General features: G+C 41.8%; 14 protein-coding genes and 2 pseudogenes. 1 reads left to right on the top strand and 15 read right to left on the bottom strand.

The genetic code is table 11. From position 1 onward, the window contains the following. Window positions 1-353 precede the first annotated feature (353 nt). The 8 genes from AB4124_RS18515 to AB4124_RS18480 form a co-directional block, all read right to left on the bottom strand. The gene (locus AB4124_RS18515) at window positions 354-893 is read right to left on the bottom strand and encodes a hypothetical protein (protein ID WP_441973790.1); all 540 of its coding nucleotides are present in this window, start codon (window positions 891-893) and stop codon (window positions 354-356) included. A 141-nt stretch (window positions 894-1,034) separates the two neighbouring features. After that, window positions 1,035-1,631, bottom strand: a complete 597-nt coding sequence (locus AB4124_RS18510; RefSeq protein ID WP_441973789.1) for a hypothetical protein — start codon at window positions 1,629-1,631, stop codon at window positions 1,035-1,037. Between the two features lie 806 nt (window positions 1,632-2,437). Beyond that, window positions 2,438-2,977 (bottom strand): redoxin domain-containing protein, encoded by a 540-nt coding sequence (locus AB4124_RS18505; protein ID WP_441973787.1) that lies wholly within the window; start codon window positions 2,975-2,977, stop codon window positions 2,438-2,440. Window positions 2,978-3,044: 67 nt separating this feature from the next. Next, window positions 3,045-3,794 (bottom strand): ABC transporter ATP-binding protein, encoded by a 750-nt coding sequence (locus tag AB4124_RS18500; RefSeq protein ID WP_441973786.1) that lies wholly within the window; start codon window positions 3,792-3,794, stop codon window positions 3,045-3,047. Then, window positions 3,787-4,608 carry an ABC transporter permease gene (locus AB4124_RS18495; RefSeq protein ID WP_441973785.1) on the bottom strand — a complete coding sequence of 274 codons (822 nt, stop codon included), beginning with the start codon at window positions 4,606-4,608 and terminating at the stop codon, window positions 3,787-3,789. The genes AB4124_RS18500 and AB4124_RS18495 overlap by 8 nt, the downstream gene beginning before the upstream one ends. Continuing rightward, window positions 4,605-5,189, bottom strand: a complete 585-nt coding sequence (locus AB4124_RS18490) for a nitrous oxide reductase accessory protein NosL (RefSeq protein WP_441973784.1) — start codon at window positions 5,187-5,189, stop codon at window positions 4,605-4,607. Before AB4124_RS18490 ends, AB4124_RS18495 begins: the two co-directional genes overlap by 4 nt. Next, entirely contained in the window at window positions 5,186-6,370 is a 1,185-nt protein-coding gene (locus AB4124_RS18485; RefSeq protein WP_441973783.1) for a right-handed parallel beta-helix repeat-containing protein, read from the bottom strand. The genes AB4124_RS18490 and AB4124_RS18485 overlap by 4 nt, the downstream gene beginning before the upstream one ends. A 140-nt stretch (window positions 6,371-6,510) precedes the next feature. Beyond that, entirely contained in the window at window positions 6,511-6,882 is a 372-nt protein-coding gene (locus AB4124_RS18480; protein WP_441973782.1) for a hypothetical protein, read from the bottom strand. A gap of 276 nt (window positions 6,883-7,158) precedes the next feature. On the opposite strand from AB4124_RS18480, the gene AB4124_RS18475 reads away from it, so the two are divergent. Beyond that, the gene (locus tag AB4124_RS18475) at window positions 7,159-7,788 is read left to right on the top strand and encodes an SCO family protein (RefSeq protein WP_441973781.1); all 630 of its coding nucleotides are present in this window, start codon (window positions 7,159-7,161) and stop codon (window positions 7,786-7,788) included. 183 nt (window positions 7,789-7,971) lie between these two features. Here AB4124_RS18475 and AB4124_RS18470 read toward each other — a convergent pair whose 3' ends face one another. The 7 genes and pseudogenes from AB4124_RS18470 to AB4124_RS18440 form a co-directional block, all read right to left on the bottom strand. Further along, on the bottom strand, window positions 7,972-8,295 hold the full coding sequence (locus AB4124_RS18470; RefSeq protein ID WP_441973780.1) for a c-type cytochrome: 324 nt from the start codon (window positions 8,293-8,295) through the stop codon (window positions 7,972-7,974). Between the two features lie 950 nt (window positions 8,296-9,245). Then, a pseudogene (locus AB4124_RS18465) lies at window positions 9,246-10,052 on the bottom strand (aminoacyl--tRNA ligase-related protein); the annotation flags it as partial. Between the two features lie 816 nt (window positions 10,053-10,868). Beyond that, window positions 10,869-11,090, bottom strand: coding sequence for a TetR family transcriptional regulator C-terminal domain-containing protein (locus tag AB4124_RS18460; RefSeq protein WP_441973836.1), 222 nt, complete (start codon window positions 11,088-11,090; stop codon window positions 10,869-10,871). A 95-nt stretch (window positions 11,091-11,185) separates the two neighbouring features. Beyond that, window positions 11,186-12,385: an MFS transporter gene (locus AB4124_RS18455; RefSeq protein ID WP_441973779.1), complete on the bottom strand. Its 1,200-nt coding sequence runs from the start codon at window positions 12,383-12,385 to the stop codon at window positions 11,186-11,188. Between the two features lie 73 nt (window positions 12,386-12,458). Next, window positions 12,459-13,059: pseudogene (locus AB4124_RS18450) on the bottom strand (type 1 glutamine amidotransferase domain-containing protein). Between the two features lie 236 nt (window positions 13,060-13,295). Next, complete coding sequence (locus tag AB4124_RS18445; protein WP_441973778.1) at window positions 13,296-13,550, bottom strand: hypothetical protein; 255 nt, start codon at window positions 13,548-13,550, stop codon at window positions 13,296-13,298. 467 nt (window positions 13,551-14,017) lie between these two features. Then, window positions 14,018-14,719, bottom strand: coding sequence for a response regulator transcription factor (locus tag AB4124_RS18440; protein ID WP_441973777.1), 702 nt, complete (start codon window positions 14,717-14,719; stop codon window positions 14,018-14,020). Between the last annotated feature and the right edge of the window lie 35 nt (window positions 14,720-14,754).

The following is a 14,754-nucleotide window of genomic DNA, read 5'->3' as shown; positions in this document are numbered from 1 at the left end:
CAGTTAGTTTCAGTCCGATATTTCGCTTTTTTAATACATAGCTTCCGGTGTCTAACCTCTCATCGTGTAAGTTGGTCTAAAACAATTTGAACATTTTCATGTGTTAAGGTACTTAATGGCGGGAGTTAAGTAATATGCTCAACGTTTAGATATACATCTAATCGGCAATCGGACTATGTTATTGTCCATTCCGGTAATCGGTATAAGTTCTTGTCCTTGGCTTGGGACAAGAACTTATACCGATAAAATAAAAAAGTCGCTAAAATAGCGACTTCAATGGGACCATGTTCTTGTCCCTCGACAGCTTTTAGCCGTATCTATTATGAACTTTCTGTTAGACGAAGTTATTGCTTCTAAGGATTATCATATAGTTTTTTATTCGATTTGTCATAAGCACGAATCCCAAAAATCTCACCGGTATTAGTCTTAATATGAACATACCATAACTTCTTACCTTTGATTTCTTTACTTTGGATATAAAAATCTAAAGGTATTAATATTGCCTGAATGTTATTAACTTCAATTCTATCAACTTGTTCAGTTGCTAATCCAAATACGAGATCACCAGCTCTAGTATATCCATTGATTGGTTCTGAAATCTTATGGTTTATATTTAATCCACCAGTAATAAAGGAATCAAATCTCCAACCAAACAATCCTTTAGATAATTGAACAGCCACAATATTATCCGACTTAGTTATATAAAAATAATCCGCATGATTATTTACTTTCGAACTGGAAAATACTTCTTTAACAGCGATCCATTCCTTATCTTCCGTTTCATGATAAATAGCTTCTAATGGAGTCGGAAAAGATCTTTGATTATCTCCATATAAATAAATAATACCTACCAAAGCAATAAGAACTGCTATTCCGATTATTCTACTTCTCATGATCTCTCCCTGTTAAGTAGGATTTGCAAAAATTTCGTATAACGTCTTATCTACCAACTTCGTAAATAGTTCCATATGTAAAGTATTCGTAAATTATAGAACTACCCTGCCCGTTAGTTTAACACTGGGCATACTTTATTATTATTTTCCTCCAACATGAAACACACCAATTACGGTTGCACCTTCAACATCATACAGAGGGATAGCGCGACCACCTGGTGATCTACTGTTCTGTATCGCAATGGCATCCTGAGGTGACTTTGGTTGTTCACCGTCTAAATCTTTTTTCAACACATATCCTGCAGTGCCATCTACACCTATTGCGCTGATTAATTCAGGTTCTGTCTCTGGAGAAGCAGCATCTGCGGAAGAACCGTATGTCTGTCCTTTTTTATTTATAGGATAGTTCATATTCTTAGCTCCAATATGAAAAGAACCAATTATGTTTACTCCATCAACATCATACAGTGGAACATTACGACTAAGTTCACCGAGATAATCTTTTTTCAGCACATATCCTGCAATGTCATTTATACTTCCCATATGAATTAAGTCAGGTAGCAATTCAACGGAAATGGCTTCTTTAACAGAACCGTATGTCTGCCCATTTTCATTTTCAGGATAGTTAGGAAAAATTGCGGGGCTTTGATTATTCGTGCTTTTAGCAAATGTGCTTTGGTACCCCAGTACACCTCCTACTACACAAACGATAATAACCAGACCAATCAATTTTCTCATGCCTTTAGAATACACCCTCACATTTTTCACTCCTTTCTAACTCTTCACTCTGTAAACGTTCGTCCCGTCCTTTTCACTTCCAGGGATAAGAACTTGTTCCGATAAACAAAACCTTTTCACTTTCTAGTCCTTCATCTTTGAATGTTAGACCGGAGAAAGAAAACCGTATAGGATGAGTAATTTAACCATGTGTACGTTCACTTCCCAATATGATTTACGATCCTCTTCTTGCATGAAAGTTATTTCCTACACTTTAGTAAACACCAATAAAGCAAACAAAGTTACAAAAAAATTGAATGTACTGACTAATTGCTCGGAAATACTGATTTTTTCTGAAAAAAACATTAAATCATATTCATCAGTCTTTTTCGTTTATTTATCTAATCGGTAATCGGTTCATGTTCTTGTCCTTTACGGCAATCGGTACAAGTTCTTGTCCTCGACTCGGGACAAGAACTTGTACCGATAAAACAAAAAAGCCGCTACAATAGCGACTTTCAATGGGACCATGTTCTTGTCCCCCGACATTACTCTACTAAGAATAAAAACGTAAGCGCTGCAGGATAAATTGTTAACAAATTAATGCATGTGTTTGGCTATTTGCCGAAGCGTTAAGCAGTTGAAACAAAAAAGGAAGAACCTTAGCCTAGCAAAGGTTCTTCCTTTTTTGTTTCATGATTTTATATCAGCTTCTAATTCCAAGATGTTTTACATTCTACTGCCCCTATGGTTGCTCTATATGTTCAACACAACCAAAAATTCCGCTTTAAGAAGCTATGCTTGATAATCTACAGGTTTTTGTTACCTTACTCCTGTTTGATCCGATTCATTAAATTCAAAATATCCTCCATTTCAGTCAGTTCACCTTCGTGTCTGTCAATAATTGTACCCTCCTCATCGATCAGCAGTGTTAGCGGCATGCCGACCACTTGATATGCTTGTTTAATTTTGAGGTCGCTGTCCATAACGATTGGAAATTCAAGTTCATACCGTTCAACGAATCTTTGAACTGCTCCTGATTTCTCACCCACGTTAATTGCAAGCATGTCAACGCCTGCAAGCTTATATGCCTCGTTCAGTAGCGGCAGCTCATTGACACAAGGATTACACCAAGATGCCCAGAAATTGATTATTACGCCTTTACCTTTATAATCCTTTAATCGCACTTGATTTCCCTTAAGATCCATTGAGGAAAACAGCGGTGCGATATCCCCCACACCTACATGACTTCGGGGAGCATCTTGGAATCGGAATACTGCATACAGCCCCCCCAGCAGGATAACAACCAATAATATGTACTGAATGATTCTGCGTATTATAATATTCAATATAAACTCCTCGCCCACTAGGAAGTCAAACTCCTTGAACTTTTATCTCCTAATTAAAGTCTTAGAAAAAGTGGAATTGTCACTACTATATTTTTTCTTCGTGTCTGGAGAATCCTCCAGAGATCCCGAACAACTCTCTAAATACTTCCTGTATCCCCTTGGTATCGTTTGTTAGGCGGATGTCATCCCTCTTTCTGTCCAGAATCACGTTCCCATCCCGTAAAAAAACGATGCGATCCGCCAATGCTTCTGCAATTTCCAATTGATGTGTTGAAAAGAGAAGCGTTTGCCCATTAGATACTGCTTGACGCACAAGCATTACGAAGGTGTTCATCCAGTAAGGGTCCAGACCGTTGGTTGGTTCATCCATAACCACCAGCAGTGGTTCTGCTAACAGCGCTTGTGCAAACGACACCCGTTGCCTCATGCCTTTGGAGAAGGAAGTTACGGGTTTACTGCCTGTATTCGATAAGCCGACCATCGAGAGCACCTCTTTGGCGCGAGTTTTCCCAAGACCGCGAAGCCTTGCCCAAAACAACATAGTCTCCATCGCTGTTAATCCTGGACTAAACCGATAATCATCCGGCATATATCCGATTTGCCGAGCATAATTTTGTCTGTTTTCCTGCCAATCGTGACCGTTGACGGAAATGGATCCCCTCGTCGGACGCAGAATACCAGCCGCCATGCGAAGCAACGTGCTTTTTCCCGCACCGTTCCCCCCGCACAAAGCAACGGCCTCCCCTTGTCTGATATACAGCTGTAAATCCTCAATGACCGTCTTTCCCTTAAACGATTTGTGAACCCCATCGAACCGAACCAGATAATTATCCACGACGTCTTCCCCTTTCCCATAATCCAAAAGAGATGGTCAACATGGTGCTGATCCAGAGCAACATTACGCCAATAAACACCGGGGTACCCCAAGTGGAACGAATCCATACCATCCAATCGTAATACTCCGGCCCGAGCGTCGAGCCTCCGCCTAATTCGACGACGGTAAACAGACGCGTCAATTCTGCAGGATTAAGAAACGTCAATGTAGTGACAGCCGGTTTGATCCAGGGATATGGCATCATGCCGAGCAATGCAATGAGAATAGATGGCCATGCAATGATGGCAAAAAACCAGACGCCCACCGCGATCGTAAGTGCTTGCCAACGATTGCGGGCGATTGTACCGATCAGCATGGATAATCCGAGGAAAAACAGGGATAAACCTATCGAAAAGACCAGAAGTTGCTTATAAGTCAAAAAATCAAAACCATTACCTGAAAGCCAACTGGCTGCTCCCGACAATCCAAATCCAAAGGAAACAATGGATAACAAGACGATGGAAAGCCCGATATACTTGCCAGCCAGTAAAGACCAGGTACCCAGCGGATAAGTTGAGAGAAGCTCCCAGTTGCCCTCTTCCTTCTCGCCTGTTAAGGAAAAAGAACCCAACATCAGCGCCATCAAAGGAAGCAAATATAACGCCAGGTTTAACATGGTGCCGCTAGTGCCGGAATATCCGGTTACATAACCTTGCGAGTTAATAATCAATAAACTTACCATAAACATGGCGAAAAGGGCCATGAATGAATAGGCCCATGGATTTCGAAATCCGATCTTCATTTCTCTTACGGCTACATAACCCATTTCACTCACGAGCCGTGTCCTCCGGTTGCTGGTTGCTCATCGGCACTCTTGTCTGGCATATCATCACCATGATCCTGATCCGGCGCATGATCATGATCGTGACCGTGCTTCCCTCCCATATCCATCATATCCCGATTGACCTCCCACGAGTGATTGGCGAGATCATCTGCCGTCATGAGTTTACCTTTGCCTTGTTCTTCAATATAAGCTGTGGCATCCGCCTCTTGTTCAAACGAGACGATTCCGTAAGCCATAGGTGTTTTATATGAAGGATCATAGGCATAGTATGCTTTTTCATAACGGAGCCATTGTTTACTGTTATAATCTCGGACGAATTCAGCTCCGATCGTATCGGTTCCGTTCTCTTTCTTCCACGTGTTTAAACAGCCGATATCATCGAATTTGAGCGATTGACCGTCCTTTGTTATGATTTGAGTCGCATATTGGTCGTCTTTGACGGCCATCTTGCAGATGACACATACATCTGTATTTTCGTTGATTGCCTGCGGCTCATACTTCTCTCCTCCGCAAGCAGATAGTACCAGCAACATAGCTATCATAATTAAGGTTAACTGAATCCCTTTTCTCATGTATTTCGTCTCCTCATCGATAAGATTAGAATGGCTGTGCATCCTAGCAATATGAACCCCATAAGTCCGGTTTTGATTAAACCTTTCTGTTCTCCGTCTCGATAATCGCTACCGGGCGGAACCATTAGCGGGGCCTTATCCATAGTCCAGCGTTCTCGATCCGTCTGGTAGAGTCCTTCCAGGAATACCATGCCCGGTGATTGAAAAAACAGTTGGAATGCGGGTCGCTTTTTTGTGAGCCCCTGGAAAAACGGATTTATTCCATATGTAATATCGCTTATCCCGTCTCCATTCGCATCGATGCCTCGAAAATTGTCCCAATAATTTTCAGTAATCCAATTTTCCTCACTGCCTCGTGCCTGTGCATCTGACACATTACCAATAAATTGGTTGCCTTTGATGGCATTGGCACTTGACTCCAACAACTGCATGCCGACAAAATTGTAGCTCACTCGGTTGTTCTTCAAAAAGTTTCCGGTCGATAGTTCCACATACAGGCCAACCCGATTGCCATCAACCGTATTGTTTGTCACGGTCGTCTCGTGTGTGTCATATAGCAGAATTCCTTGCGAGTTTACGTTTTCACTTTGCTTCGTGAACTCATTCCCGACCACAGATACTTGTCGAGCGGTCATCACCATGGCACCGGTTACATTCAGGTTGCCTTTGTTCCGCTCGATGATGGTCCGATTTGTGTACATGCAGTGAACACCATATCGTGAGCGTTCGATCACATTACCTGAGACGAGGATATCATCGCTGCTTTCCATATAAATGCCATCATGTACATCACGAATCGTATTGTCGGTTATTTTCCAACGATGGCCATTAAATATATCCACCCCATTGCCTTTGTCGGCCATTTGCACGCCATCTGCCATCCAATCGATTGTATTATTCGTCAAGGTACCTTCGTTTGCGTCACGTACTGAAATTCCATCTCCACCAGTCCGGATATGCAGCCTTTCCATGACAGCACGATGACCCTTGACGAGCACAGTCGGCGTTTCCTTGACCATTACATCGGTGATACGGAGTCCGGCTATCGTTGTATTGTCAGCTTCTATCGTGATGGCCGGTAGGTCACTCATATTTCTCAGTTCTATCGTTCCACCTTCTTCCGGACGTATCGTCAACTGCTTGTTAATGGTAATTGGGCCTTGGTAATTCCCAGATTTCAATATAAGCGTATCTCCTGGCTTGGCTTGGTCCAAAATAGCTTGCAATTCAAGCCATTTGTCTTCAGCTCTTACTGAGCTGCTATGCAATAGCGCCAAAAAAAACCATAGTAAAATAAGGGCCATTTCACTTCTTCTGACTGTCATTGCACCTCTACCTGTTTCTTCTTAGTAATATGGATATCGTCCTCATACAAGTGTATAAAAACCGTCTGGTTCCCCTTTTCTGTAAAAGTAAACGACCCGCTAAACACACCATCCCCTTCATTCACAGCTTCAATGAGTATCGGTTTATCTCCAATCCGGAAATCAAAGGTAGCCTGTGCCTTGTCCGATACATTCATTCCAGTGAACAAAGCTTGTAAATCGACCTGGCTTCCCGCTATAACGGTTTCAGGTTTTGTAGAAAGCTCCACTTCTACAGCTTCCAAATCAACGGATTCCTCGCCTGAACATGCTGTTACGATACCCAAAAGGATAACCATTGCCATAAATGAAATTAATTTTTGCTCCATACCATCACCACCCTCCAACCCGTTGTCAATCTTTCACATTTTAGCAATTCAAATGCTTCTTTCCTATAACTCCATGGAGCCATTTCAAGGGCTTGAAATCGACAAATTTGTGACATGCAAAAGAAAACGAGATATATTCTATGATTGCTGAAGATCTAGAACCGAAAGATCATGGTAATCAAATGCATGACATAGCTCAATAGAGTCATAGAAACAATCCTTGATATTCGATACAATAAAAACCGCAATTTACCAATATAGCGAAGGAGAAAAAATATGATCCCTGTTCGCAAAGCTTCAAAGCGTTCGTATATTATTTTAGCTTTAATCATTATCACCATTGCCATCGGTTACTGGTTATTTGCATCCTTTTTTAAACCTGCTCTGCCAGTTAAAATGAATTCTCCTGCTTTCTCTTTATCTGATATACATGGAGAAACTGTAACTGAAGCACAATTTGACGGGAGAATACGATTGACGTCATTTATTTTCACCCGATGTCCGGATATTTGCCCTGCTACAACCGCTAATATGGTTGCACTCCAGACCGAGCTTCAGAAGCAAGGACAGTTTGGCAATGAAGTCGAGTTCGTTTCCATTACATTTGATCCTGATAACGATACACCTGAGGTATTGCAACAATATGCGGAGCGGATGGGAATTGATCAGAGCGGATGGACGTTGCTGCGAGGAGATGAAAACAAAGTAAAGGATTTGGCTTCTCAATATAATCTATCGATTGTGCGTCTCGATGATGGATTATTTGCGCATTCCATCACCTCATTGCTGTTAATCGATGGTAAGCAGCGTGTGCGCCAGATCTACCGGATGGGTGAAGATATGGAGAATGAACAGATTCTGACAGATATAAAGACATTATTAAAAGAACAGCAGCGGGATTCCTAAATCCTTCTGCTGTTCTTATTTTTTATGGAATTGTGTACATGCTTCAATTGGTCGCAACTGTATCATGACTACTATCGTCAAGGAGTCATTAACTGTCAATCGGACTCATTCGGAATCATAATTGAATTTAGCAAAACCTTCGTTTAAAAATAACGATGAGCCTGTTATGTTCATTTCTTTATACTACTTCTTTTCAGACAACCATGCAGAAATGGATGCTATCTCGTCTTCATCTAAACGCTTACCGAAGGCTGGCATGCCTCCTTGCCCCTTGGAAATAATGGTCTTGATTTCTTCCTCGGTAAGTTGGCTTCCTACTGTTTGCAAACTGGGTCCGTACTTTCCTTCGAGCTGGCTACCGTGGCAGGACAAACAGTTTTGCTTGTAAACCGTGGGTATCAAATTCTCAGTTGTTGCTGTTTTTTCTTTAGTCGTTTCACTTCCACATGCTGTCATTAATCCAACTATAATTAATGCGCTCACATACTTCCCAAAATTTTTTCTCACGTTGCCCTCCCATACCAATGCTTTTCAATTCCAATAGATTATTTTCTCATTTTCTCTCAATTGTAAATAGATTAAAATGACTCCTTGGGGCTATATATTAAAGAATTAATAGTTCACTTTGGAGCAGCCCTATATAAATTCACTATGTAATTATTGCTGCTTCAATAGGGATATTTACTTTACCTTTTTTAGATCTCTCAACAAAAGAGTTTATATTCATGTGAATTAATAAACCTTCGGTTTCTTTCCCATCGGCAGGCAGGTGGATTCGATGCCATCTTTTTAGTTCTTCTAAGGAGGCTCCCCTACAATGTAGTCACATTTACGTCAAAAACCCACAATGTGGCCACTTTTATGCATTTTTTAATGACACAAATTAATCTACTTAAAAATAAAAAAGCCTGATAAATCAAGCTTTTCCTAAATAATAAATGTAGATACTTTTGTGTAATTAGACAACTATTCTGCCCGTAATTTCACCTTGAAAAAACGAAGTCATTTCCTCCACTACCTCCACCTCAATTTACACAAAAAAAGGACATTTCCGTTCCAATGAAACGGATGTCCGCATATGATGTGTAACACTATATGAAAATACAGTAGTTTCATAGCTTCGTCAATAAATCTTAGACATTGATATTAATATGGTATTTTACAGACATATGTTCGTACTAACAATACATCACTGAATTTCTGGATAGCAATTATTGATCTTGTTTCTGAAACCGATTCTCTGCCTTTACTTGCTCAAGTTCTGAGGTGTATTCCCAATGCTATACTGCTTACCGACGGGCTGCTCAAGCCGATGAAGTTCCCCATTACGATACCAACGACATCCAAACTTTAGAACATTAGTTCGCAATCTTCAAATATCAACAACTAAGTTTAACATAGCCAAAAAATTAAAGTGAGGCTGTTCCAATTATAGAACAGCCCCCAAATACTAATATCTACTTATTTTTGGCACGAATCTCTTCATTTATTTGCCCAATAAACTCTAGGATACTTTTTGATCCGAGATCTCCTTCACCCCGTTTTCTCACAGACAGACTTTCGGAATTCTTCTCATTCTCACCGAGAACGAGCATGTACGGTATTTTTTCGAGTTGGGCTTCACGAATTTTATAGCCGAGTTTTTCATTCCTCACATCTACTTCAACACGAATCCCGCCATTTTCAAGTGCTTTCTTCACTTGAAAGGCATAGTCGATATAGTTCTCCGAAATCGGCAATAATTTCGCGTGGACTGGGGAAAGCCATAACGGGAAGGCTCCGGAAAAATGCTCGGTTAGCATGCCGATAAATCGCTCAATTGATCCATAAAGCGCACGATGTATAACGACAGGCCGGTGCTTCTGATTGTCCTCACCGATGTAAGACAAATCAAATTTTTCGGGCATCTGAAAATCCAGTCGAATCGTCCCACACTGCCAGCTCCGTTTAAGTGCATCTAAAATGTGAAAATCTATCTTGGGTCCATAGAATGCCCCGTCGCCTTCATTGACAAAATAATCAATACCGAGTTTGTCCAAGACATTTTTCAATGATTGTTCAGCCTGGTTCCATAGCTCTTCTGAACCCATAGAATCTTCCGGGCGGGTGGATAGTTCGACCTTGTATTCAAAGCCAAGCACTTGATAAACATGGTCAATTAGGGAAATAACACGGTTAATTTCATCCTCAATTTGTTCAGGTAATACGAAAAGGTGTGCGTCATCCTGGCAGAATGTACGGACCCGCATCATTTCATTAAGCGCAACCGTTTTGTTGCCGTTCATGAATCATGTCAGCCTCAATCTTTGCTTTTTTTGATGCTTCTATCATAATCCGTGGCAGTGTATATTTGCCAAGGACAACAGCCGAGTCAACGACGATTAACGGCTACACCGGACTGCTAGCGTTAGAAGTACCTCCTCCGGATTGATTTGTTTGTATAATTAAGTAAAACCGCGAAAAAAACAAGATGCCTCCCCAGTGTCAAAACACAGCAAATCCCCCTTTAGCATGAATGCCTTAAAGGGGGGATATGCTTATATCACCATCGTGATGCAAGTCGTGGACTACGATTGATACTTGCAAATCTCCTTATCCATAAAAAGCTTGATAAATAACCAGCCTTGTACCAAACTGTTCTGGAAACCGACCATCTTCGCATCGGTCGTCGAGTACCAATCGTGTCATCGGAACACGGCTCTACGACTGATCGTATGTGTTCCATAAACGATCGACGTTGATATTGAAATCCTCCTTGTCTTTACATAAAAATGGCCGCAGCTATGCGGCTATTAAGCATTTATGTTCTTGTGGTCTTACAAAATTTAAGTGCGATTCGTGGCGATCAACTTGTAAATCGTAAATGGTTCAATACGGACGGACTCCCCGATAAATCCATCCCTCTAAAGCATTAAATATTCAGCTGACAGCCCCGTGCCTGGCCGCACCGAGAGGTCATAATTCATCTATACCTTGATATATTTTGAATGCAGCCTTATGGGCTGTCATTGATTATACCCGGTTCCATTCCGATGTACCAATACCCCAGATTAACTGGTCATTAACCAGCATTGCTGCAATTAGGATGAGAATATTTTTATATTCATTAACATGTGCTTGTTATCCCCATCCAACTTGCTGAGCAAAATCCCCCCTTCCAACAAGAAAAATGCAAATGATGCTAGCGCATCAACATCCAGATCCTCTCTATACTCCCCAACTTGAATGCCGTCACGAATAATACGTTTCATCTTATCCAAGAAGGTATGCAACCCTTGCCTTGCCCGACCACAAAGCTTCAAATAACAACCAGGCGTGGCAAAAACAATTTTAGTTCCCGTAAAAGAAAAAAAAGCCCACGATTTGTCGTGGGCGGTAAGCAAAGCTTACCCTAAAATTAAGGCCTAATTCTCTTCTTTTGTTGTTGAGCACCCCAGAGAGTAAATAAAATTCCCACGACGGTTACGATGGAAGCAACCCAAGGAACGGCTGTTAGGCCTCCCCCAAATTGTAAATCTATAACCAAACCTCCGATATACGCACCAAGCGCATTACCCAAGTTAAAAGCCGCAACATTTAAAGTCGACGCTAGCGTTGGAGCTTCTTTGGCCGTATTCAGCATATGGAGTTGCAATCCCGGTACAGTTCCAAGAGCGGCCATTCCCAATACAAAAATAGTAATCAAAGCAGTCACTTTATACTGATCCGTAATTGAAAATACTGCTAAAACTATGGCCAACACAACGAGTATCCCAAGGAGAGATGGCATTAATTTACGGTCAGCCAGTTTGCCCCCAATAATATTTCCAAGCGTGCTGCCGGCTCCGAATAAAACAAGGATGTAAGAAACGGAATTTACCGGGAACTTAGTAATATCAGTTAAAATGGGTGAAATATAAGTGAATACCGTAAAGAGCCCTCCATTACCAAACGTCGTCATCAAAAGAGCAATATAAACGGTTGGCTTACGCAGTACACTAAGCTCCTGCTTAAGGCTTGATGAAGATGCCTCTACTTTTGGAACGAGTATGGCAATCCCATTCAAAGCAATCAGTCCTATTATAGTGATCGTCCAAAAGGAGGATCTCCATCCATAGGCTTGACCAATAAATGTACCGATTGGGACGCCAAGAATATTTGCAAGTGTCAGACCGGTAAACATGATGGCAATAGCTCCAGCCCGTTTTTCCTTAGGAACCAGTCCAGCTGCAATAACAGATCCAACACCAAAAAAGGACCCATGAGTTAATGCAGATACGATACGAGCTACCATTAATACTCCATAGTTCGGTGCAAGAGCAGCCAATGCATTACCTGCTATGAACAGAATCATAAGAAAGAGAAGCAACTGCTTTCGCTTCATTCGATGAGTGGCGACTGTGATGATGGGAGCTCCTATAGCCACACCCAGTGCATATCCGGTAATGAGTAGCCCCGCTAAGGGGATGGACACCTGCAAGCTTTCGGCCACTTCAGGAAGTAACCCCATAATAATAAATTCAGTCATTCCAATCGCAAATGCCCCTATTGTAAGCGCTAGTAACGCCAAAGTCGGGCTTTTACTTGCTGGTTTATTTTCTATATTCACTGCATCCAAATAAATAACCACCTATCCAAATTTTTCAAAAAGAAAGCATGGGACAACTATTTCAAATAGCAGCCCCATACCTTTACCCTAGTTTTTCAATAACGGTTTTGGTTACAGCCAGAGAGACTGAGGATTCTGACCTGTAATCAAATTCCCATCAACTTCATGATGGGATGACCAATCTGGTGCTACCACAAAAATGGCTCCCAATTCACGAAGCTTACTCTCAAGAAGCCAGTTTGCCCCTCTTCTCCATTTGTAAATGCATTCACTCGTTTCCCTGCTACAAGGGGCTGCCCATTCGATTTAACGACTCCTGTGAATCCTGCAGGGCCATGGCACACTGCAGCAACAATTTTTCCGGCTTCATAAAAGTCACGAACCAATTGAAGAAGGAGTTGATTATCCGGCAGGTCATACATCGTTCCATGATCACCCGGCAGGAAAACAGCATCAAAGTCATTAACAGATACAGCATCGATAAGAACTGTGTTTTCAAGGTGCTCTGCGGATTCCAAAATTTCGCTTGGAGTCTCATCATTCTCGCTGTTCGGATCGACTGGACTTTGGCCTCCGAGCGGGCTTGCTACTATAACTTTTTAGCCCTGTTTAATAAATTCTAGATAAGCTTCAGCGAATTCGGATAATCAAATGCCCGTTTTTCTTCCTTCTTGATTGTCGATTGGTTACAGAAATTATTCTACGACCCAATAACCAATAAAACAAATTAGATTAATGTGATATATATCCATAAAAAATTTATAAGTCACTTGAATTTTATAGCTTTTTCCATAGGCAGTTTCCCAATAAAGCCTCACTTCATCGATCGGCTTGCTTTCGCCCCAATACCCCGCGCTTAGATCCAAACCGAGTGGACATATTCCCGTCAATGGCGTAGGGTGCAGTGTCCTCCGTTCCATCATTCGATGATCCGACAGTTGGCCGGTTCAAGGCAATTGCGAGGAAGCAGCTCCTCATGCTGCACCGGAAGAATTGTCGCACCGCTGTAATATGCCTTGCTCAGAAAGTTCATCTCTTGAAGCGTGGTGGCGGGCGTGCTACTTCCCGGCATATACACGTTCTCAAACAACAGGCCAGTGATCATTGCCCCATCCTGCCCATTGATCTTGGCGAAGCTTTCGCCCGCGTCGCGCACCGTAATATTCGTTGACACCGCTGATCGGCCCCACGACAAGATTCCCTCCGTTCACGGTAAACATCGTCATCCAGGCGCTGTTGTCTTCGTTTTTGCCGCTGATGTCCTCGATGTCAATCCGCGTTTCAATGTTTTTCTTTCCACGAATTCATTTAGCTATATCTGCATATCTGTATTTATAGATATTTATTTCAAGTGAACAGGAAACCTCACGATGGCGACTGCCTGCCTTATATTTCATTCTTAATAAAATCAGCTAGCTGCATAAGCGTTTCTTCGTTTAGCCGGTAGTACGTCCATAGTCCGTAACGCCGGGGTTTTTCCAATGTCTATTCTAAGAGGTGCACTTCAGTGGCTACTAGCGTGTATGTTCTTGTCGTCTTACATAACTCCACGCGTGTCTGTCTTCTATAAGAATCCGTTAAAAACAAGGTCAAATGGTGCCTCATTCGTCTATTTTTAATGCATTTTTGATATCCCCAAATTTAAATTTTTTTGAACATATACCCATGTCCCCATAATGTCCGAATCCATCCATTTCCTTCCGGGTAATAGGAGAATAGCTTATCACGCAGGCGTTTAATGTGGGTATCTACTGTACGCGTGTCGTAAATCTCTCTGTGCGATGACTTCCAAACTTCTGTAAGCAATACTTCACGAGAATATACTTTTTCTTGATGTGTGATCAGGAAATAGAGCAGATCATATTCTTTGGGAGTCAGATGGACCTCATTTTGTTTCACCATAACACGGCGTGCTGAAGGATAAAGTACAATTTCACCAATCATGATAGCGTTATTTAGAGAATATACACGGGTTATCATGTTTTGGATACGCAGCACTATTTCCCTTGGGCTAAATGGCTTGATGACGTAATCGTCTGCTCCGGCTTCAAAACCTTCAATACGGTCCCTTTCTTCCGATCGCCCAGATAACATCAGAATAGGTATATCAGGTTGTCTCTGTTTCATATACTTGCAAACCTCAATCCCATTCATGTCAGGCAGTAACCAATCCAGCACGATCAAATCATAATTTGCATGGTTCTCCCAATATCTTTGGATGGCTTCTATACCACTCGGTGCTTCTTCGACTATGAATCCCTCTAACTCCAAATACATTCGTAGGATGGTACGAATACGCGTCTCGTCATCAACTAGTAAAACTCTTCTATGGTTTGTCATCATTTTTAAACGCCCTCCTACGGCCTGAGTGAACCGAA

It is taken from the genome of Paenibacillus sp. 2KB_20 (assembly GCF_052115765.1).
Lineage (GTDB): Bacteria > Bacillota > Bacilli > Paenibacillales > Paenibacillaceae > Paenibacillus_AQ.
The sequence above is the reverse complement of the archived record's forward strand: the minus strand, read 5'-3'. Positions and strand labels throughout refer to the sequence as shown.